This is a genomic window from Mucisphaera sp., assembly GCF_965279675.1.
Lineage (GTDB): Bacteria > Planctomycetota > Phycisphaerae > Phycisphaerales > Phycisphaeraceae > Mucisphaera.
Genome location: NZ_CBDIIJ010000002.1, coordinates 2,483,365 through 2,502,407, shown reverse-complemented (window position 1 = coordinate 2,502,407; position 19,043 = coordinate 2,483,365). Strand labels below are relative to the sequence as shown.

23 protein-coding genes are annotated in these 19,043 nt (G+C 64.7%); 4 read left to right on the top strand and 19 right to left on the bottom strand.

Annotated elements, in window-relative coordinates; all coding sequences use genetic code 11:
* Positions 1-21: 21 nt before the first annotated feature.
* From ACQZAB_RS10760 to ACQZAB_RS10685, 16 genes are all read right to left on the bottom strand, one after another.
* Positions 22-336 (bottom strand): EutN/CcmL family microcompartment protein, encoded by a 315-nt coding sequence (locus ACQZAB_RS10760; protein WP_428389519.1) that lies wholly within the window; start codon positions 334-336, stop codon positions 22-24.
* Entirely contained in the window at positions 333-1,181 is an 849-nt protein-coding gene (locus tag ACQZAB_RS10755) for a hypothetical protein (RefSeq protein ID WP_428389518.1), read from the bottom strand. The genes ACQZAB_RS10760 and ACQZAB_RS10755 overlap by 4 nt, the downstream gene beginning before the upstream one ends.
* Before the next feature lie 3 nt (positions 1,182-1,184).
* Positions 1,185-1,448, bottom strand: a complete 264-nt coding sequence (locus ACQZAB_RS10750) for a EutN/CcmL family microcompartment protein (protein ID WP_428389517.1) — start codon at positions 1,446-1,448, stop codon at positions 1,185-1,187.
* A gap of 25 nt (positions 1,449-1,473) precedes the next feature.
* On the bottom strand, positions 1,474-2,889 hold the full coding sequence (locus ACQZAB_RS10745) for an aldehyde dehydrogenase family protein (RefSeq protein WP_428389516.1): 1,416 nt from the start codon (positions 2,887-2,889) through the stop codon (positions 1,474-1,476).
* Between the two features lie 27 nt (positions 2,890-2,916).
* The gene (locus ACQZAB_RS10740; protein ID WP_428389515.1) at positions 2,917-3,285 is read right to left on the bottom strand and encodes a EutN/CcmL family microcompartment protein; all 369 of its coding nucleotides are present in this window, start codon (positions 3,283-3,285) and stop codon (positions 2,917-2,919) included.
* 46 nt (positions 3,286-3,331) lie between these two features.
* Positions 3,332-3,595 (bottom strand): BMC domain-containing protein, encoded by a 264-nt coding sequence (locus ACQZAB_RS10735; RefSeq protein ID WP_428389514.1) that lies wholly within the window; start codon positions 3,593-3,595, stop codon positions 3,332-3,334.
* 60 nt (positions 3,596-3,655) lie between these two features.
* Positions 3,656-4,837: an acetate/propionate family kinase gene (locus ACQZAB_RS10730; RefSeq protein WP_428389513.1), complete on the bottom strand. Its 1,182-nt coding sequence runs from the start codon at positions 4,835-4,837 to the stop codon at positions 3,656-3,658.
* A 32-nt stretch (positions 4,838-4,869) separates the two neighbouring features.
* On the bottom strand, positions 4,870-5,130 hold the full coding sequence (locus tag ACQZAB_RS10725; RefSeq protein ID WP_428389512.1) for a BMC domain-containing protein: 261 nt from the start codon (positions 5,128-5,130) through the stop codon (positions 4,870-4,872).
* A 37-nt stretch (positions 5,131-5,167) separates the two neighbouring features.
* Entirely contained in the window at positions 5,168-5,464 is a 297-nt protein-coding gene (locus tag ACQZAB_RS10720; RefSeq protein ID WP_428389511.1) for a BMC domain-containing protein, read from the bottom strand.
* Positions 5,465-5,509: 45 nt separating this feature from the next.
* Positions 5,510-6,208, bottom strand: a complete 699-nt coding sequence (gene pduL, locus ACQZAB_RS10715) for a phosphate propanoyltransferase (RefSeq protein WP_428389510.1) — start codon at positions 6,206-6,208, stop codon at positions 5,510-5,512.
* Positions 6,209-6,450: 242 nt separating this feature from the next.
* Complete coding sequence (locus tag ACQZAB_RS10710) at positions 6,451-7,806, bottom strand: hypothetical protein (RefSeq protein WP_428389509.1); 1,356 nt, start codon at positions 7,804-7,806, stop codon at positions 6,451-6,453.
* A gap of 70 nt (positions 7,807-7,876) precedes the next feature.
* Positions 7,877-9,145, bottom strand: coding sequence for a hypothetical protein (locus ACQZAB_RS10705; protein ID WP_428389508.1), 1,269 nt, complete (start codon positions 9,143-9,145; stop codon positions 7,877-7,879).
* 44 nt (positions 9,146-9,189) lie between these two features.
* Positions 9,190-9,597 (bottom strand): response regulator, encoded by a 408-nt coding sequence (locus tag ACQZAB_RS10700; RefSeq protein ID WP_428389507.1) that lies wholly within the window; start codon positions 9,595-9,597, stop codon positions 9,190-9,192.
* Between the two features lie 129 nt (positions 9,598-9,726).
* A complete protein-coding gene (locus ACQZAB_RS10695) occupies positions 9,727-10,764 on the bottom strand; it encodes a lysophospholipid acyltransferase family protein (RefSeq protein ID WP_428389506.1) in 1,038 nt (345 codons plus the stop codon).
* A gap of 33 nt (positions 10,765-10,797) precedes the next feature.
* Entirely contained in the window at positions 10,798-12,147 is a 1,350-nt protein-coding gene (locus ACQZAB_RS10690; protein WP_428389505.1) for a hypothetical protein, read from the bottom strand.
* A 119-nt stretch (positions 12,148-12,266) separates the two neighbouring features.
* Positions 12,267-12,749 (bottom strand): RidA family protein, encoded by a 483-nt coding sequence (locus ACQZAB_RS10685; RefSeq protein ID WP_428389504.1) that lies wholly within the window; start codon positions 12,747-12,749, stop codon positions 12,267-12,269.
* Between the two features lie 96 nt (positions 12,750-12,845).
* Here ACQZAB_RS10685 and fliM point away from each other — a divergent pair, with 96 nt between their 5' ends.
* Complete coding sequence (gene fliM / locus ACQZAB_RS10680) at positions 12,846-13,874, top strand: flagellar motor switch protein FliM (protein WP_428389503.1); 1,029 nt, start codon at positions 12,846-12,848, stop codon at positions 13,872-13,874.
* Between the two features lie 95 nt (positions 13,875-13,969).
* Here the strand turns inward: fliM and ACQZAB_RS10675 are convergent, their stop codons facing one another.
* Positions 13,970-14,821: a hypothetical protein gene (locus ACQZAB_RS10675; protein ID WP_428389502.1), complete on the bottom strand. Its 852-nt coding sequence runs from the start codon at positions 14,819-14,821 to the stop codon at positions 13,970-13,972.
* 73 nt (positions 14,822-14,894) lie between these two features.
* Between ACQZAB_RS10675 and ACQZAB_RS10670 the strand changes: the two genes are divergently transcribed.
* Complete coding sequence (locus ACQZAB_RS10670; protein WP_428389501.1) at positions 14,895-15,551, top strand: ComF family protein; 657 nt, start codon at positions 14,895-14,897, stop codon at positions 15,549-15,551.
* A 9-nt stretch (positions 15,552-15,560) separates the two neighbouring features.
* Here ACQZAB_RS10670 and pheT read toward each other — a convergent pair whose 3' ends face one another.
* On the bottom strand, positions 15,561-17,573 hold the full coding sequence (pheT, locus tag ACQZAB_RS10665; RefSeq protein ID WP_428389500.1) for a phenylalanine--tRNA ligase subunit beta: 2,013 nt from the start codon (positions 17,571-17,573) through the stop codon (positions 15,561-15,563).
* A gap of 115 nt (positions 17,574-17,688) precedes the next feature.
* Between pheT and ACQZAB_RS10660 the strand changes: the two genes are divergently transcribed.
* The gene (locus ACQZAB_RS10660) at positions 17,689-17,907 is read left to right on the top strand and encodes a DNA-directed RNA polymerase subunit omega (RefSeq protein ID WP_428389499.1); all 219 of its coding nucleotides are present in this window, start codon (positions 17,689-17,691) and stop codon (positions 17,905-17,907) included.
* Positions 17,908-17,942: 35 nt separating this feature from the next.
* Positions 17,943-18,554 (top strand): flavoprotein, encoded by a 612-nt coding sequence (locus ACQZAB_RS10655; protein ID WP_428389498.1) that lies wholly within the window; start codon positions 17,943-17,945, stop codon positions 18,552-18,554.
* A 3-nt stretch (positions 18,555-18,557) separates the two neighbouring features.
* Here ACQZAB_RS10655 and ACQZAB_RS10650 read toward each other — a convergent pair whose 3' ends face one another.
* A complete protein-coding gene (locus ACQZAB_RS10650) occupies positions 18,558-19,028 on the bottom strand; it encodes a pyridoxamine 5'-phosphate oxidase family protein (protein ID WP_428389497.1) in 471 nt (156 codons plus the stop codon).
* Positions 19,029-19,043 lie beyond the last annotated feature (15 nt).

Below are 19,043 nucleotides of genomic sequence, written 5' to 3'. Positions count from 1 at the left end.
TTTCTTCTCTATCGCTTTGGTTTATTTCGTTGGATTGGGGTGCCATTCGATGTTGTCGAGGATGGCGGCGTTGTAGGCGTCGACGGGGACGCGGTTGGGCCGGAAGGGGACGGAGGCTTCGGGGCCTTCGGTGACGGCGATGGTGGCGCCGAGTCCTGCGTTGAGGGCGTCGAAGACGACGAGGGACTGGGGCATGGGTGTGCTGCGGGGCGCGTGGTCGCTGAGGCCGGCGAGGGCGTGGGCGTCGAGGGCTTCGGCGATCAGGAGCTGGCCGGCGGCGAGTTCGGGAAGGCGCTTGCCGAGGGTGAGTGTTCCGATGACGCGGGCGATCTTCATGCGCGGGCTCCTTCGACGGTGAGGAGGGCGTGCGCGATCGCGGGGGGGATGGCGGGTGACGATGCGAGGATCTGGTCGGTGTGGGCGGCCATCCGGTCGTGGTCGAGGAAGGGGAACTCGAGGATCAGGACGTTAGCGCCGACGTCGCGGATGCCCTGGCGGAGGGCGGCTTCGCAGTGGGCGTGGACGGCGCGGAGGGGTCGGAGGCGGTTGGCCAGGCAGAGTGGTTTGGCGGCGGAGGCGACGAAGAGGATCCCCCCTGCTGCGCGGCCTGACTCGATGGCGTTGCTGAGGTCGCGGAGGACGACCGGTAGTGCGATGGGTTCGCGGGGTGCGGCGATGGGGAGGAGTCGCTGGCGGCGTTCTTCGGTGACGCGCTGGACGGCGGGGCAGCGCCCGCAGGTCCACCAGAGCCAGGGCTGGCCGTGGTTGATGGTGGCGAGCGTGGCTGCGTGAGGTTGAGCGGTCTGGGTTCGCTGGAAGCGATGGGGCTCGCGGCGGGTGCGGTCCTGGGCGAGGGGTGTGAGGCGGGCGGTGGGGGCGAGGATGATGTTGCCATCGGGTGAGCTGGCGATGGCGTCGTCGAGTTGGTTGGCGGTGATGAGGCCGTCGAGCACGGGTGTGGCTGGGAGGGGGAGGATTTCGGGGACTTGTGCCTGGATGGAGGTGGTGACAGGGGTGGCGGGCTGTGGGCGTGTGGGGGTGTCCGGGAGTTCGCCTGCTCCGGGGCACTGGCCGAGGGGTGGGTTGATGGGCGCGGGTGCCGGGGGGGTCCCGTTCTGTCTCATCGCGCGCAGGACCTGCTGGGCGATCTGTTGGACGAGTTGGGGATCGATGGGTGGCATGGTTTAGTCGTTGTGGTCGATGATGCCGAGGGTCCACCATCGGGCGGGGCTCTGGTTGCTGTCGAGGAGTTCGCGGAGGCCCTGGCCGTCGGAGGTGAGCATGACGTGGTCGCCCAGGCCTGCTCCGTGCTGGTCGAGGATGATGACGGGGTCGCCTTCGGGTTTCAGGTTTGCACCGAGCATCTGGGCAATGAGCAACTTGCAGCCGGCGAGCGATGGGTGCTTCGCGGTGCTGGTGGCTCTGCCCTGGACGACGGCTCGCTGCATGGTGTTTGGGTTCCTCTTTGGTTGGTCAGGTCATTCGGAGTGACCCGCTGATGCTCATGCGGCGGAAGCGGGTGAAGGTGAGCGGGCTGGTGATGCCTTCGCCTGAGGGCGTGGCGATGGAGTAGCTGGGGTAGCCCTCGCCGCCGATGCCGAGTCCGGCGGTACAGGGGCCGTTGACGACGAAGATGGTGGTGTTGACTGCTTGTCCCATGCGGGTGATTTTTTCGAGGTTGTTGGCGTGGATGATGGCGGTGTGTCCGAAGCCGTGTTCGTTTTCGATGGCGAGCTCGAGGGCTTTGTCGAAGTCGCGGCAGCGGACAAAGGGGATGAAGGGCATCATCTGCTCGGTGGGGACGAAGGGGTGATCGGCGGGGGTTTCGCCGAAGAGCAGGTCGGTGCCTTGGGGGACGGTGATGCCGGCGGCCTGGGCGAGTTTGGTGGCGTCGGCGCCGACGAACTCTTTTCGGGGGACCCAGTGGTCGTCGTGGAAGGTCATGGCGGCCTGGGTGAGGGCTTCGATCTGTGGTGCGGTCAGGCGAGCGGCTCCAGCGCGGAGCATGGCATGCATCATCTGATCGAAAACGTCGGCGACGACGAAGACTTCTTTTTCGCCGATGCAGAGGAGATTGTTGTCGAAGGAGCCGCCGGCGATGATCGAGCGGGCTGCGTTGTCGAGGTCGGCGGAGCTGTCGACGACGACGGGCGGGTTACCGGGGCCGGCGACGATGGCGCGCTTGGGTTGTTTGGCTGCGGCCTTGGCGACGGCGGGCCCGCCTGTTGCGACGAGGAGGGGGATGCGTGGGTGTGCGAAGATTTCTTCGGCGGTGCGGAGGGTGGGCGGGTTGAGGACGCAGATGAGGGCGTCGATGCCGTGCTGCTGCTTGATGGCCTGGTTGTAGGTTTTGGCGGCGAGTGCGGCGGACTCGGCTCCGGAGGGGTGGGGGTTGACGACCAGGGCGTTGCCGGCGGCGATCATGTTGATGGCGTTGGCTGACATGGTCGGGATGGAGTGGGTGACGGGGGTGATGACGCCTATGAGGCCCCAGGGCGCGGCTTCGTCGAGGGTGATGCCGTCGTCGCCGGAGTGGGCGGGGGTTTGGAGGAACTCGACGGCGGGGACGCTTTGGAGGAGTTCGAGTTTGGCGATCTTGTGATCGAGGCGGCCGACTTTGGTTTCGTTGAGTTCGAACTCTCCCCAGTTGGCTGCGTGCTGGCTGGCGAGGGACTTGATGAGGTCGCAGATGGCCTGGCGGGTTTTGAGGGAGGCGGCGGCCAGTTGCTGCTGGGCGTGTTCGGCGGCGACGACGGCGGCTTCGACCTCGGTGAAGATACCGTCGGTGCCGGCGGGGACGGATGCGGTCGCGGATGGGGCGTGTCCAGCGGTCTGCATCTGGCGGAGCACTTCGGCGACGACGCTTTGGATGAGTTCGGCTTGGGGCATGTGTGGTGCTCAGGCTTACGCGGTTGGTTAGCGTCTAGCTTTCGTGGCTGGCTTGGTGGGGGCGGAGACTTCGATATCGGTGCCTGCGATGGATGCGCGGTCGATGACGCCAACGATGACGGCGTCGGTGGGCATCTTGTCGCAGCCCTCGGCCATGCGGGCGCTGGAGCCCTGGGTGACGAGGACGGTCTGGCCGGTGGCGGCGCCGAGGTGGTCGATGGCGACGATGGCTCGGCCGGTGACCTCGAAGCGTCCGTTGGCGGAGGCGGCGTTGGCGGCGAGTTTGTCGTTGTCGTAGTTGACCTTGAGGGGCTCGACGATCGCGAGCCGGGCGCCCTTGAGCGCCGGGTCTTTGACGGTCGAGACGATCTGGCCTTGCACGCGTCCCAAGAACATGGTGGGTCTCCGTGTGGGGTCGGTTCGGGTGGCCGGTTCGTCGGGATCAGATCTTGAGGACGTCTTCGTGGGGTCGTGCGATGACGTTGACGGAGACGACTTCGCCTACGCGGCGGGCGGCTTCTGCACCGGCTTCGACAGCGGCTTTGACGGCTGCGACATCGCCTTCGACGGTGGTGGCGACGAGTCCGCTGCCGGGCTTGTCCTGGCGGAGGAAGGTGACGTTGGCGGCTTTGAGGGCTGCGTCGAGTGCTTCGACGGCGGGGACGATGCCTTTGGTTTCGATGGTGCCGATGGATTGCTGGGCCATGACGGGCTCCTGGTTGTGAACGGCCGTTGGGCGGTTCGGGTGATTCATGATGTGCCGCGGTCAGGCGGCGAGGACTTCTACGGCTTGCTGTGCGACGATCTGTTCTTCGTCGGTGGGGATGACCCATGCTTCGACGGGGCTGTGGTCGGTGGAGATTCTGGTTTCTTCGTTGCCGGGGGCTTGGCTGTTTTTGTCTTCGTCGAGGGTGATGCCGAGGAAGGCGAGGTCTTTGCAGATAGCACTGCGTATGGCGGCGGCGTGCTGTCCGATGCCGGCGGTGAAGACGAGTGCATCGACGCCGGCGAGAGCGACGGCGTAGGCCCCGAGGTAGTGGCGGCATGCTTCGACGAAGGCGTCGATGGCGAGTTGGGCCTGGGCGTTGCCCTGGGCGGCGGCGGTTTCGATCTCGCGGAGGTCGGCGCTGATGCCTGAGAGACCGAGGAGCCCCCCTTCTTTGGCGAGTCGTTCGAGGGCGTCCTTGGCGGAGACGCCGAGGGACTGGAGTTTGAGGAGGGCGTAGGTGTCGAACTCGCCGACGCGGTTGGCGTGGAAGATGCCGGTTTGCGGGGTGGTGCCCATGGAGTGGGCGACGCTTTGGCCGTCGAGGATGGCGCAGGCGGAGCAGGACCCCCCGAGGTGGAGGTTGATGATGCGTCGGGCGTTCGGGCGGAGGTGTTTCATCCTTCGAGCGATGTAGGCGTTGGAGGCACCGTGGAAGCCGTAGCGACGGATGCCTTTGTCGATCCATTCGTGGGGGATGGCGTAGACCTGTCGTGCCGTGGGGATGGTCTGGTGGAAGGCGGTTTCGAAGGCGGCGACCTGTTCGGCTTGTGGGAGGAGTTCGGCGAAGGCTTGCATGGCCTTGATGTAGGGCGGATTGTGGGCGGGTGCGACATCGGCGAACTGCTGCATCGTGGCGATGACGTTCTCATCGACGCGGACAGCGCCGGAGATGGGCCCGCCATGGACGGCCTTGAAACCGATGGCGTCGATGGCTTTGGTGGCGGGCCCGCCCAGGGACTGGACCTGCTTGAGCAGGTGGGCGGCGGCGGTTTGGTGATCGTCGAAGTCGGCCGTGCCTGACTGTTTGTCGAGTTCGACCGATGTGGACCAGTTGCTGGCTCCCTGACCGATGCGGTCTGCAGCGGCGGAAGCTAGCGCGGTGGTGTCGCCGCTCTTGCTCGCGTCGTAGAGCTTGAGCTTGAGGCTGGTGGAGCCGAGATTGGCGACGAGGACGATCATGGTTTGCCTGGGTGTGGTGTCAGGGTTGTTGGTCAGAGGCTGCTGATGAGCTGGTCGTGGGGTCGCGGGATGACGTGTGCGGCGACGAGTTCGCCTACGGCTCCTGCGGCTTCGGCTCCGGCGTCGACAGCGGCCTTGACGGAGCCGACGTCGCCGGTGACGAGCACGGTGATGTAGGCGCCGCCGATGGAGATGGACTTGCTGAGCTTGACGTCGGCGGCCTTGAGCATGGCGTCGGTGCCCTGGATGAGGCCGGTTTGTCCTTTGGTTTCGAGAATGCCGATGGCGGGCATGGTTTGTCTCCTGCAGACGTTTGGTTTGGCTGTTGGTTTATTTGCGGGCGGTTGACTTCTTGGCGGCGGGGACGACGGCGGCGAGTTCATCGTGGGGTCGGGGGATGACGTGGACGGAGACGATCTGCCCGACGCGGGCGCCGGCTGCGGCTCCGGCATCGATGGCGGCCTTAACGGCGGCGACGTCGCCGGTGATGAAGGTGGTGACGAGGCCGGATCCGCACTTGTCCCAACCGATCATTTCGACGTTGGCTGCTTTGAGCATGGCGTCGGATGATTCGATGAGAGCGGCGAATCCTTTGGATTCGAGCATGCCTAGGGCTGACTGGGCCATGATGGTTCTCCGAATGTGCGGGTGTTAGCCCGCGTTGGTTGGTGATTAGTCTCTGATCAGTTCCATGTGTGTGGCAGAGGCGAGGTGACAGGCGTTGCCTTCGTCGGTATCGATGTGGACTTCGAGTTTGACCCTTGGGTGGACGCGGACGACGAGGTTGTCGAGCGTGACGCCACAGGGTCCGTCGATTCTGAGTTTCATCTTGTCGCCGTCGCTGACGTTGTGTCGTTTGGCGTCGGCGGGGCTCATGTGGACGTGTCGCTGGGCGCGGACGATGCCGCGGTCGAGGTTGACGGCACCGTGGGGTCCGACGAGGACACCGCCTGGCGTGCCTTCGTGGTTGCCGGAGATGCGGAGTGGGAGGTCGATGCCGAGGAAGATGCCGTCGGTGTAGGAGAGTTCGACCTGGGTGTAGTCGCGGGTGGGTCCGAGGATGCGGACGTTTGGGATCATGCGGTTGCGGGGGCCGATGAGGTTGACGGTTTGCTCGGAGGCGAACTCGCCTTGCTGGTAGAGGTTTTTGAGGACGGTGAGTTTGCTGCCCGGTCCGAAGAGGGTTTCGAGGTCGGCCTGGGTGACGTGGACGTGCCGGGCGGAGACGTTGACGACGAGTGGGTTTTCGGCGTTGGGGTCGGCGGGTGCCTGTGGGCTGGCGGGGGCTTGCCAGCGTTCACGGAGTGCCTGCCGGACCAGTTTTTCGACCTGGTCGCGGGGCAGGTTGGCGATGGCTGCGGTTGGGGGCATGTTGACTCTCCGTGAAACCGATCGTCCATAGTCTACCATGAATTTTCAATATCTACCAGATTATTCTGAAGCAAATCGCAGAAACCGTCAGGCTTGCGGTTTAGTGGGCGGTTTGGAGGGTTTGGGGTGTTTGCTGAGGACGCGCGACAGCTTTCTGCTGGTCACAGGTGACAGCTATTGGGCCTAGGACTGACTTGAGGGCCAGCTCAGGCTGGGAGAGGGCTTGAACAGATGAGGAGGCGTCAGAAGCCGAGCTGGTCAACGTAGGCTTCGAGGCGGGCGATCTGGCGGCGGATGAGGCGGCCTTCGCGGGTGGTTTCGTCGAAGCGTTCGGCGAGCTGGTTGGCAAGGTCGATGGTGGCCTGGAGGGGTTCGGCGGCGTTGTCGGTGGTGGTCTGGATGCGTTCGGCGGCGGTGGCGAGTGCGGCGGCGACCGGCTGATCGGTTTGTCCGAGACGTGCGAGGGCGTCGTTGATGGGAGCGAGGATGTCGGCGTAGTCGGAGAGGGTGCTGACGCGGATGGCGGCGGTGTGGGCGCGTTCGGTGCCTTTGGCGACTCTTTCGAAGTCGATGGCGGTGGCGGCGTCGCGGTCGGCGAGTCGTCTGGACTGGTTGACGTGGCCGAGGGCTTCGTCGGCGGCTTCGATGGCGGTGGCCAGCTGGGACTCGACTGTGGTTTCGTAGGCTTCGGTGAAGGTGCTGCCGGCTGCGAGAAGTTGGTCGACGGCGTCGACGGCCTGCTGGCGAGCGAGGGCGAGGGCCGTCTGTCGGGCGGACTCTGTTTCGCGGGTGGCGGCGGCGCGCTGGCGGAGGGCCGCGGCGGTTTCGTTGAGTCCGCGGAGTTTGGCCTGGGCCTGGCCGAGTCGGGTTTCGACGGTGAAGATCTGGCTGTCGAATCGCTCGGTCTCGGTGGTGGCTAGGCTGGCTCTGCGTTCGGAGCGTGCTGCCTCTTCGAGGAGCTCGTAGCGGTCGTCGCCCTGGACGAGGCTGGAGCGGTTGATGAGGTCGACCTGATTGGCGATGGCGGTTTCGTAAACGGAGCGGACGCGTTCGCGTTCGGCGGAGAGGCGATCGCGTTCGCGCTGGTGGGTGGCGAGTTCGGCGCTGACCTGCTGCGCCTGCTGTTCGAACTCGGCGGCTTGGGCGTCCATGTCGTCGGCGGCCTGGGCGAGGCTTTCGCTGTGGAGGCCGATGCGGGAGGCGGCTTTCTCGGCGGCATCGATCAGGCCGAGGGCCTGGACGCCTTGCGGGCCGATGTCAGCGAAGGTGGCGGTTGCCTGTGTGACGAGGAGGCGAGCGCGGGCGGCTTCGATGTCGGAGAGGAGCCGGAGGGCGCGGGCTCGGGTGTCTTCGGTGCCTTCGCGGGTGAGGGTGGTGAGTTGGGTGCGGGCCTCGAAGAGTTTTTCGAGACGGTAGTCCTTGAGGGCGAGACCGGGTTGCTGTTCGTTCTGGGGGATGAAGCCAGCGTTGGCCTGTTCGAAGAGGACGAGGACCTCATCGATTTGTTGGCGTGCTTCGCCGCCTGGCCCGCCTGCGGGGTCGCAGCCGGTGGCGAGGATCAGAACGGATGACAGCAGGAGGCAGGTGGCAGGGCGCAAAGACTTGTCCTCACGGGCTATGGAAGAATAACACTAAAGATACCGCAAGGCTGGAAGGCGGGAAAGCGGGTCAGGGAGCTGGTGCTATCGTGGGGGGTTGGGTTGGTGTCTGCTGCGGGTCGGGCGGCCAAGGGAATCCGTAGTCGGGCAGGCCGGGGAAGTCGTAGAAACCGTCGATCCAGTCGACCAGGAAGCGGAAGATACGGTCATCAGGCCCGCTGAAGTAGGGTCGCCAGCGGGGGATCTGTGGTGCCGGGTGCTGGGCGAGTTCTCTCGGGAGGCCCCATTGGAGGTAGAGCGAGGCGGCGGGGTCCTTGCGGTCGAACATCGGGAGGCCTTCGATCCGGGTGACGGCGAGGGTGGCGAAGTCGGCGTAGGCCTGGGCGGGGTCGATGCCTGTGCGGGCGAGGGGGAGTTCGGGGATGGTCTGGGCGTTGAAGTGGCGGACGAAATAGCGGGTGTGATAGCCGCGGCGGAGGACGCCCATGAAGGTTTTGAGAGCGGGCGGGTCGGAGAGGACTTCGATGCGGTGGTAGACCTCGCGGGCTTCGAGGTCGAAGATGAGCTGGAGCTGGTCGAATCCGTTGCCTTTGCGGATGTTGGTGCGGGCGGCCCGGCTGGTGGGGAAGGCGGGGTGGTTGGTATAGCGGGTCAGGACGTCTTCGAGGACTTCCTGGGGGACGCGGACGCGTGGGCGGACGGTGCTGAGGTCGTCGGGCATTTCCCAGAGTCGGAGGAGGCTGATCTGCTGGGGTGTGAGGATGAAGTGGGGGTCGTTCGCGACCGGGTCGGGGACGTTGCGTTCGAGGATGGCCTCGGCGGCCTCTTCGCGGCGGAGGCGGTCTTCGGCGGCGATCTGCTCGCGGATGAGTTCGAAGAGCACGGTGACCTTGTGGCTGTCGGGGAAGCGGACGCGGAGGTCGGCGAGTTCGGGGAGGGCGATGTCACGGTAGCCCTGCTCATAGAAGCGATAGGCGAGGTCGTAGCGGGCATCGAGGTTGTTGTCGTCGATTTGCAGACGTAGCTGGCGGAACTCGAGTTCGGGTGGTTCGAGGCGTCGGATTTCACGGATCTGGAAGCGCCCGAAGCGTGCTTTGGACGGGCCAATGCCGAGCTCGATGTGCTGATCGGTTTCGAGGAACCAGTCGGCTTCGATGATGCGGCCGTTGATGAGGATGACCTCGAAGCGGCCGAGGACGGGGGTGGGCTCGGGTGTTTGCTGGGTTTGGGGGTTGTCGGCGGGCTCGGTCTGGGCGGTGGCTGTGGCGGCGAGACAGGCGCAGAGGACAGTTGGGATCAGAAAAAGCAGGGTGTGTCTGATCGGCAGTCGCTGGGTCATGGCGTGGCCTCGGTGCAGCCGGTTGAGGGCCGGGTGCTTGGGGCTCAGTCCTGCTCGTCGCGTTTGGCGAGGAGTTCCTCGGCGGTGGCGATAAGGCGTTCGAGGCGGACGGGCTTGAGGATGTAGCCATCGACGCCCAGGACTTCAGCGTACTGCTGGTGGCGTTTGCCTTCGTTGGCGGTGCACATGATGACGACGGGGGGTTCTTCGAGCTGCTTGATCTTCTCGAGCACGAGGAAGCCGGAGCGTTTGGGGAGCATCATGTCGAGGACGACGAGTTCGGGTGGATCGGCGTCGCAGATGCGGACGGCGGAGTTGCCGTCGCCACAGGTCTGGGTGAGGGCGCCTTCGGCCTGGAGGGCGTGATCGATGGCGGCACGGACTTCGGGGTCGTCGTCGACGACGAGGACCTTGCGTCCGTCGAGGCGTAGTTGTTCGTCTTGTTCAACCATGGCTGGGTTTCCTTGAGTAACCCCCCTGTTCCCCTCGAATCCCTGAGGGTGGAGGTATATCGTGTCATCATAGGAACAAAGTTGCCAATGTGGACGGGCTTTGACGTGGCTGGGGTCAGGCTGGGGTGATCATGCCTGGTTTTTGGCGGCGAGGGTCTCGGAGTCGGTGACGATGGCGTTGAGGCTGGACTCGTCCATCCAAGGGAGTTGAGCGAGGCTCGCTTTGAGCTTATCGGGAAAGGGTTTACCGGCTTTTTCGTGTCGCGGGCGGCTTTTCCAGCGGCGGTGCATCCAGAAGTACTGCTCGGGCTTGACTCGGATCATGGCCTCGATAGCTCGCGAGTAGCGTGCGGTGATGTAGAGCATGGGGTCGGGCTGGGCTTCCCATTCCTCGGGCTCGATGATGTCCTGGACGCCGAGGCGGAACTGGAAGCGGTTGTTGATACGCCAGGCGGTGCCGCAGACGATTGGGCAGCGGTTTTTCATGGCGAGCATACCGATGGATTTGTAGTGGCTGGCGAGGCGTCCGAAGAAGGGGACGAATTGTCCGCGGTCGCCGGCGTTCTGGTCGGCGACGAAGGCGACGGAGCCGTTGTTTTCGATGATGTCCTGTAGCTGGTGCATGGCGTCGCGTTTGTTGATGACGCGCATGCCGCGTTTTTCGCGGACGCCCAGGAGCCATTGGTTGATGAGCGGGTTATCGAGGGGTCGGGCGACGGCGGCGATGGGGAAGCCTAAGAGGCCGAGGGCGTAGCCGATGACTTCCCAGTTACCGAGGTGGCCGGTGACGAGGATGGAGGGGCGGCCGGAGGTGAGGACGCGGAGTCCGGGGCCGAGGCCGTCGGGTTCGATGCGGTGGCGCCAGGTTTGCTGGGTGACGACGTGGGGTGTCTGGAGGGCTTCGAAGGCGAGGAGCACGAGGTGCTCGAAGGTCTGGCGAGCGGTTTTGTGGATGCGCTCTTCGGGCCAGTCGGGGAACGCGAGGCGGAGGTGGTCGCTGGATCGGATGAGGTGTTTGCGATCGATGGTGGCGAGGGCCTGGCCGAGGATAGCGGCGAGTTCGGCGTTGCCATCGGGATCGAAGCAGCTGATGGTTGCGGAGACGGCTCGTGCGGCGGTGTAGACGACGCGGTCGAGGAGCGGGTTGGGCTTTTTGTTACGGGCCATAGGCCGTGGCGTCTGGCGGCGATGGCCGGGGGCTTAGCGCTCGTAGTAGCCGACGAGGGCGAGGAAGCGGTTCTGGTTGAGGATGGGGATCGAGAGGGCCTGTGCCTCGGCGATGAGTCGCTCGTAATCGTTGGCGGCGGCGATGGCCTGGGCGTGCTGTTCGATGAGGACGGGGTCGATGACCGTCGGGGGCAGCGGAGCGGGGCGGACGGGGGCGACGCCTAACACGAGGTAGTCGACTTCGAAGGTGAGCTCGTCGGCGAGGGTTCCGCCCCAGCGTGTGACCATGCCCTCGACGCGGGCTCGGTCGGCCTGGGAGGGGTTGCCAGGGTCGGTAAAGTCGTAGCGGCCAAAGACGTAGAAGTTGACGTTGCGGTCCTGGTCGTAGGCGACGTTGACGACGGAATCACTCTCGGAGATGACGGCTCCGCGTTCGAGTCGAACGATGCGGCAGACGGCGGTGTTGGGTTCGATGGAGATGACTTCGATGGTTCCGATGCCGCGGACCTGTCCTTCGCTATCGGTGCGGATGAGTTCGCCCTTGGGGAAGACTTCGAAGGTGAGGCCGAGCTGGAGTCGGTCGTTGTTGCCTAGGTTGATGAAGACCTGGTTGTTCTCGTCGGCGATGGCGACGATCTGGGCGTCGGGGTTGATGACCTGGTTCAGGACGCCGCCGCCCTGGAGCTGGGCAAGGACCTGGTCGAGACGACGCTGGAGGTTGCGGGTCTGCTGGTCGAGGTCCTGAATGGTGCCCTGCTGGTCACGGATCTCCTGATCCTTGTCGCGGCGGAGGCTGGTGAGGAGGTCGGAGAAGCGGTCCTCGGCGCCTTCCATGCGTTGCATGGAGCTGGTATAGGCGGTGGCGAGTTGTTCGAACTGGCCGAGGATCTGGGTGGCTGCCTGATTGAAGCGTTCGCGGACGCGGGCGAGTTCGGCCTGTGATTCGGCGAGGTCTTCCTGAGCGGTGGTGAGGGCCTGGTCTTTGGAGCGGGTTTGTGCCTCAGCTCGGTTAAGCGCATTGCGTGTCTGGGTGAGGGTGCGTAGAAGGGAGCTGTCGCCGGCGGTTTCGACCTGTTCTTGTACGTCTTCGAGGGGGAGGGCGGCATCGACGCCGATCATGGCCCGGAGTTGCTGGATCTCGTCGAGCATGACGCCGACGACGGTCTGGCCTCTGGTGGCGCGTTCGCGGTAGACACCGACTTCGGGCGAGGATTGCTCGCCACGGCTGACGAACTCGTTGAGTTCTTCCGTGGCGGACTGGGCGGTCTGGTTGGCCCCGCTGAGCTGGGTGTAGAAGACCAGAGCGAGGATGCCGAAGATCACGGCGAAGATGGCGGCGCCGATGGCGACGGCTGTTGCCCCGGTGTCTTGACCTCGTGCCATATCGTGTCAACTCCTGATAGGCCCCGGCTTTGCGACTGTGCCGGTGGGGCTGTGCGAATCTGTATCTGGTCAGTGTCCGGGGCTGTCGGCTCAGCGTCAAGCCGGGGTGTGGGGTGGGGTTAGGTTCGGGAGGCTTCTGCGAGCCAGAGTTCGACTTCGACGGCGGCTCCGAGGGGCAGTCCGGGGACGCCGACAGCGGCTCGGGCGTGCTTGCCGGCGTCGCCAAATGCCTCGACGAGGAGGTCGCTGGCGCCGTTGGCGATGAGATGATGCTGGTTGAAGCTGGGATCGCTGTTGACGAAGACAGCGACGCGGAGGGCGCTTTTGACGCTGGACCAGTCGCCTTGCAGGAGGCCGTCGGCGGCGGCGAGGGCGTTGAGGATGCAGGTCGCGGCGGCTTTCTGGGCGGTTTCGAGGTCGGTTTCGGTGGGGACGGGGCCTGAGGCGGTGAGTTCGCCTTTGACGAGGGGGAGTTGGCCGCTGACGTAGATGACGCCACCGTGCCGAGCGGCGGGAACGTAGCTGGCGACGGCGGCGGCGGGCTCGGGGAGTTGGTGGCCGATCTTGGCGAGGGCGTCGCGTGGGTTCTGGATGGGGTTCATGGCTGGAGTTTAGCGGGTGTGGGTTCCGGGACGGCCGGGTCGGGTTTGGAGCGGGTTGGCGGGGGTGTCCGATAAGGGATGGGGAGTCACTGCGCCATGACTGACATGCTCGACCAGAATGAGATTGATTCGCTGCTCGCGGCGGTTGAGGGCGGGGATGTCGAGACGGAGGAGGAGCGTCCTGAGGCGCCGGTGTTTTCCCGGCGTTATGGGGGCATGACGACCGAGCCGCTTGAGATTCGGGAGTATGACTTCAAGCGGCCGGAGCGGGTGTCCAAGGATCAGATGCGGGCGTTGGAGACGCTTCACGACGTGTTCAGTCGTGGGTTCGGGGCTTCGTTGTCGGGTTTCCTGCGGACGATCGTGGAAGTGAAGGTTTCGGACATTGAGCAGATGACTTTTTCGGAGTTCACGCACTCGTTGCCGAACCCGACGTGTTTCAATCTGCTGAGTTGCAAGCCGTTGGAGGGGAGCATCTGCCTGGACCTGTCGCCGCTGATTATTTATCCGATCATCGATCGGTTGCTGGGGGGATCGAATGCGGATCTGTTTATTCCGCAGCGGCCGTTGACGGCGATCGAGCTTCGGCTGGTGAATAAGATCATCTCCCGGGGCATGGACGCGATGCGGGAGGCGTGGGCGAACATCATCGATCTGACGTTCAAGCTGGAGGAGTCGGAATCAAACCCGGCGCTGGTGCAGATTGTCCCGCCTAACGAGGTGGTGGTGGTGGTGGGTTTTGAGATGAAGATGGGTGGGCGCGCGGGGACGATGTCGCTTTGTATTCCCTACAACGTCATTGAGCCGGTGATCGAGAAGCTCTCGAATCAGACGTGGGAGGCTTACAAGAAATCGGTGCGGAACGTGGAGGTGCGTCAGAAAGTGGCGACGCATCTGGAGGTGGCGAGGGTTCCGGTGCGGGTGCTTTTGGCGGAGACGAAGCTGTCGCTTTCGGATCTCAAGCATCTGCAACCGGGGGACATTGTTTTGAGTGAGAAACCGGCTTCGGCGCCGCTAGCGATGGAGATCGGCGGGCGGCGGAAGTTCATCGGTCATCTGGGGCAGTATCGAGGTAACCGGGCATTTAAGGTGACGCGGACGATTACGCCTAAAGATCGGGTTTAAGCTTTATTGTTCTGAGTTTTGGTGCTCTTTCGCATAGCGGCGGTGGCACGCAGTGGCTCGATATTCGCGTGTGCTGAGGAGCTGGTCGGGTCTGATCAGATGCCGCTGCCTTCGGCTTCGGGCTGCGTGTTGATGGGTTTGGGTTTGGGGATTTTGTTGTGTGCGTGGGCGATGAGTTCGCGGACGGGGCCATCGGTGACGAGGAGTCGGGGGTCCATGGTTTTGGTGCCGAGGGCGACGTAATGGGCTCCGGCGTCGATGAAGGCGTCGATGTGGTGGGTTCTGGTGATGCCACCGCCGCCGATGATTCGGGTGGCGGTTCCGGTGGCGAGTTGGCGGAGGTCCTGGACACAGCGGAGGGCGATGGGGTGGAGGGGTGCTCCGGACATGCCACCGCCTCGGACCGGAAGGGTGTTGCAGGCGTGGAAGCCCCAGACGCCTGCGGCGAGGGCCTGCTCAGCCATGGCCTGGAATCGAACGGGGGGGAGTTTGACAACGACGGGGACGGCGGAGGCAACGGCTTCATCGAAGAGGCCGTCATCGGAGGAGGCTTCGCCGACGTTGGGACAGCTCATGTTGAGTTCGATGGCGAGGGGATTGATGTCGGCGGCCATGGCGATGAGGGACGACCAATCGGCGCGGTCGAAGCCGTGGATGCTGACGAGCGTGTGGGTGACTTTCTTGCGTCCGGCTTTGGCTTGTTTGACGAGCCAGGGCATGCCGGGGTTTCGGAGGCCGATGCGGTTGGTCCAGGCGTCGAGGGAGAAGGAGTAGCGGACGGTTTTGACGATGCGCCAGACGCGTCCGCCTCGGGCTTTGGGTGTGAAGGTGCCGAGGGTGGGGGTAGCTCCGGCGGGTTGGATGTAGTTACCGAAGGGTGCGGAGATGAGGATGGGTTCGAGTTCGGTCTCGATGCGGGGGGCGTTTTGTGTCGCCTGAGGATTCATGAGGGCATCATACGGGGTGGCGTGGGTGTGACGAATCGGCTAGTTTTAAGGTGTGATAAAAGATTGCTTAATTTTGCTGGATCGGATCGCTCCGCGTGAGGCTGCGGTCGGCGATTGGCGGGGGGATGCGTCGGAGGCGTCCTGCGGGAGGTGTGGGCTGTGCGTGGGTCCGGGGGAGGTGGTGGAAGGGTGTTGCTCGCGGTGTCGAGGGCTTCGGCTGCCATGGGAGACGATGACGCGGCTGGGGCGGTATCGGGATCCGTTGGCTGCCTGGATCAAGCGGCTGAAGTATGGGGGCAAGCACACGTGGGCGGCGGAGTTGGGCGGGCGGCTGGGTGAGGCGGCGGCGGAACATCTGCAAGCGATGACATTGGTGCCGGTGCCGATGCACTGGGTTCGGCGGACGACGCGTGGGCTGGATCATGCGTCGCTGATTGCGGAGGGGATGTCGGCGGCGACGGGTTGGCCGGTTTGTCGGCTGCTTAGGCGGACGCGGCTGACGGCCCCGCAGTCTCGGGTGCCGGTGAGTGGTCGGGTGGCGAATCTGGTGGATGCGATCGGGCTGCGTGAGCGGGATGGTCTGGGGCGGAGGTTACAGCTGCCTGAGCGGGTTTTGCTGGTGGATGACATCAAGACGACAGGTGCGACGCTGGGGCGGTGCGCCGGGGTGCTCAAGCGGGCGGGCGTGGCTGAGATTCACGCGGCGGTGCTGGGCGTGGCGGAGCCGTGAGGCTCTGGTTCAGGCGCGGATCTCGGCTTTGACTTCGGTGGTGAGGGCATCGATGACGGTGTTCATCTCGTTGTCGACGGCGTCGTGGCGAAGGGTCTGGTTGGGGTCGCGGAAAGCGAGTCGGAGGGTGACGCTTTTGCGGCCTTTGGGGATGGGCTTGCCGCGATAGACGCCGACGAAGTCGAGTCGTTCCATGCGTGCGGGGGCGGCCTGATCGATGACCTTCTGGATCTCGGCCCAGGGGAGGGTTTCGTCGACGATGAGGGAGAGATCGCGTTCGATGCCGGGCAGGCGCGGGGGCACGGCGGCGGAGTAGGCGGGCGGGTAGAGGGCGAGGAGTGTGTCGAGGTCGATCTCTGCGAGGGCGACGGGGGTCTGGAGATTGAAGGTGTCGGCGGTTCTGGCGTTGATGAGGCCGAAGTGGCCGAGGTGATCGCCGGCGAGTTGGACGGAGGCGGCGGGATCGAGTCGATCGGACTGGAAGTCGGTGAAGCTGAGGCTGGTGGCTTTGACGCCGGCGAGGGCCTGGACGAGTTCGGCGATGACGCCTTTGAGTTCGCGGAGGGCGGCGGAGGCGTCTTCGGCGTCGATCAGCATGGCGAGGCGTCGGTGTTCCTGTTTACCCTGGTCGGTCATCCACCAGACGGCGGCGGTTTCGAAGAGGCGGACGTCGTGGTTGCCGTGGTCCTGGTTGATCTTGCGGCAGTTGAGGAGGCTGGGCAGGAGGCTCGGGCGGAGGGCGCGGTCGGTACGGCGTTGCCCGACGAGTGAGATGGTGCGTGCGTTGGCTTCGAGGAAGGCTTCGGCCTGTTCGGGTTCGAGGAGTGACGGGGTGACGGTCTCGTGGAAGCCAGCACCCTGGAGCATGTCGGCCAGGGTTTTTCGGGCGAGGACTTCGTGCTGGGGGGCGCGGGCGACGAGGGCGATTTTGTCGGTCTGGGGGATGTTCTCCATGCCGTGGAGGCGGGCGATTTCCTCGATGAGGTCGACTTCGCGGGTGAGGTCGAAGCGGTAGGTGGGGATCGTGCAGCGGATGGTGTCGCCGTCGATCTGGGGTTCGAAGGCGAGCCTTGCGAGGAGGTCGGCCTGCTGCTGGTTGGAGGGGTCGATGCCGAGCAGGTCGCGGCAGCGTTGGGGCCTGAGTGCGAGGGTGGTCGGTTCGGTGTTGGGTTGGCCGATGCTGGTGACGCCCGGTTCGAGTTGGCCGCCTGCGAGTTGGAGGATGAGGTCTGCGGCGCGTCGGCTGGCGATGTCGACGCCTAGGGGATCGACGCGGCGTTCGAAGCGGAAGCTGGAATCGGAGGCGAGTTTGAGGGCTCGACTGGTCGCGCGGACGGTGAGGGGTTCGAAGATGGCGGATTCGAGCAGGATGTCGGTGGTGTCGTCGGTGACTTCTGAGTCGAGTCCGCCCATGACGCCGGCGATGGCGCAGGGGCGTTCGGCGTCGGCGATGACGAGCATGGTGTTTTTGAGTTTGTGCTCGGAGCCGTCGATGGCCTTGAAGCTCTCGCCTTCTTTGGCGGCGCGGACATTGATCTCGGGGCCGGTGAGTTTTTGAAGATCGAAGGCGTGGAGGGGCTGGCCGGTTTCCATCAGGACGTAGTTGGTGATGTCGACGATGTTGTTGATGGGTCGGAGGCCGAGGGTTTCGAGGCGCTGGCGGAGCCATTCGGGGCTGGGGGCGATTTTGACGCCACGGATGATGCGGGCGGTGTAGAGAGGGCAGGCATCGGGGTTGTCGACGGTGACCTTGACGGGTGCGGGGGCGTCGGGGTCAGTCGGGGTCTCGATCTCGGGGAGGACGAGGTTGCGGTCGGAGCCGGCGGTGATCTCGCGGGCGACGCCCAGGTGTGAGAGGCAGTCGCCACGGTTGGAGGTGACCTCGACGTCGAGCATCAGGTCGTCCCCGACCTGCTCGGTTTCCTCGATGGGGAATCCGTGGTTGGTGAGGAGGTTTTCGGCCTCCTGGGCGTCTACGGCGCGGCTTAGGCAGGTGTTGAGCCAATTCAGACTGATCTTCATGGTCGGAGTGTAACCTCTGTTGCAGCGAGCTATGGCGTGGCTGAGGGGGTGGGTTGTTGAGGGTTATCTGGTTTCGGTCTATAATGTTGTGTTCGCCAATTACAGGAGCTATCCGTTGATCGAAGCGCTCAAAGACGACACGATTATCAATCAGCTTGGTGGTCGGTTTAAGTTTACCTCTCTGGTTCAGCACCGGGTGCGTGAGCTGATGGAGGGCGCTCGGCCGCTGGTTGAGCGTCAGGGCCGGAGCGACTTTGAGGTGGCTGTGGCTGAGGTGATCGAGGGGAAGATCACGCTTGAGATCGAGAGCAGCGACCCTGACGACCAGGCCTGAGTCGCTGGTCTGCGTTCACGTCTCGGGGATGACCGATGGCTGATGGGGAACCAACCGAGCCGGGCCGTGCGGAGGTGGGGTCGCTGTCTGCTGTGGCGGGCCGTTCGGTGTTGGTGGGGGTGACGGGTGGGATTGCAGCGTACAAGGTGGCGGGGATGGTCTCGATGCTGGTCAAGGCGGGCGCGGAGGTTCGGGTGTTGATGACCGAATCGGCGACGCGATTTGTGGGGCCGACGACGTTTGCGTCGTTGTCGGGGAAACGGGTGTTGGCTTCGATCTGGGACACGGACGATCGGCCGGATTCGCAGCACGTCGCTGTGGCTCGTGATGCGGACGTGATGGTGATTGCTCCGGCGACAGCGAACTGCCTGGGGAAACTGTCGGCGGGGCTCTGTGATGATGTGGTCACGCTGGCGGCGACGGCGCTTCCTAAGGGGCGGCCACTGGTGGTGGCACCGGCGATGAATGCGGATATGTGGGCCAGCCCGATGGTGCAGCGGAATGTGCGGCTGCTTGGCGAAATGCTGTCTGATCTGGTGATGGTGGGGCCGGGCTCGGGGTGGCAGGCGTGTCGGACGGAGGGAGCGGGTCGGATGGCGGAGGCGGACGAGATCGCGGCGGTGGTGGCGAGTGTCCTGAAGGGCTGAGGGCTAATTCAGATCGCGTTCGACTTTCCAGCCGAAGCTGCGGCGGTTGTCGATCCAACGGAGCCAAGTGGGGGTGAAGCGGTAGAAGCTCTGTTTCTCGATCATGACTTTGAAACCGGGATCGATGGCAACGAAAGGGAACTTGGCGGTGTAGGCCTCCCAGGCGTTGTTCCATTCGGTGGGGTTTTCGATGGGCTGGACGGTTCCACGCATCTGGACGCCGTGGATCGACTGGGGGCGGTCGTCGTGGGCGTAGACGGTGATGGCGGCTCGGGGGTTTTGGGCGGTATGCTGGCTGTGTTCTGTGTTGGGGGAGGAGACCCAGAGGAGGCGGAACCCGCCATCGGAGGCGTACTGGATGTTGGCTGCGTGGGGGGTTCCGTCGGCGGCACTGGTGGCGAGGCTGGCGGTGCGGCAGGCGGCGAGGAAGAGGCTGACTTCGCGTTCGAGATCGAAATCGGGCTCTGAGATCATGGCGGTTTCCGGTGG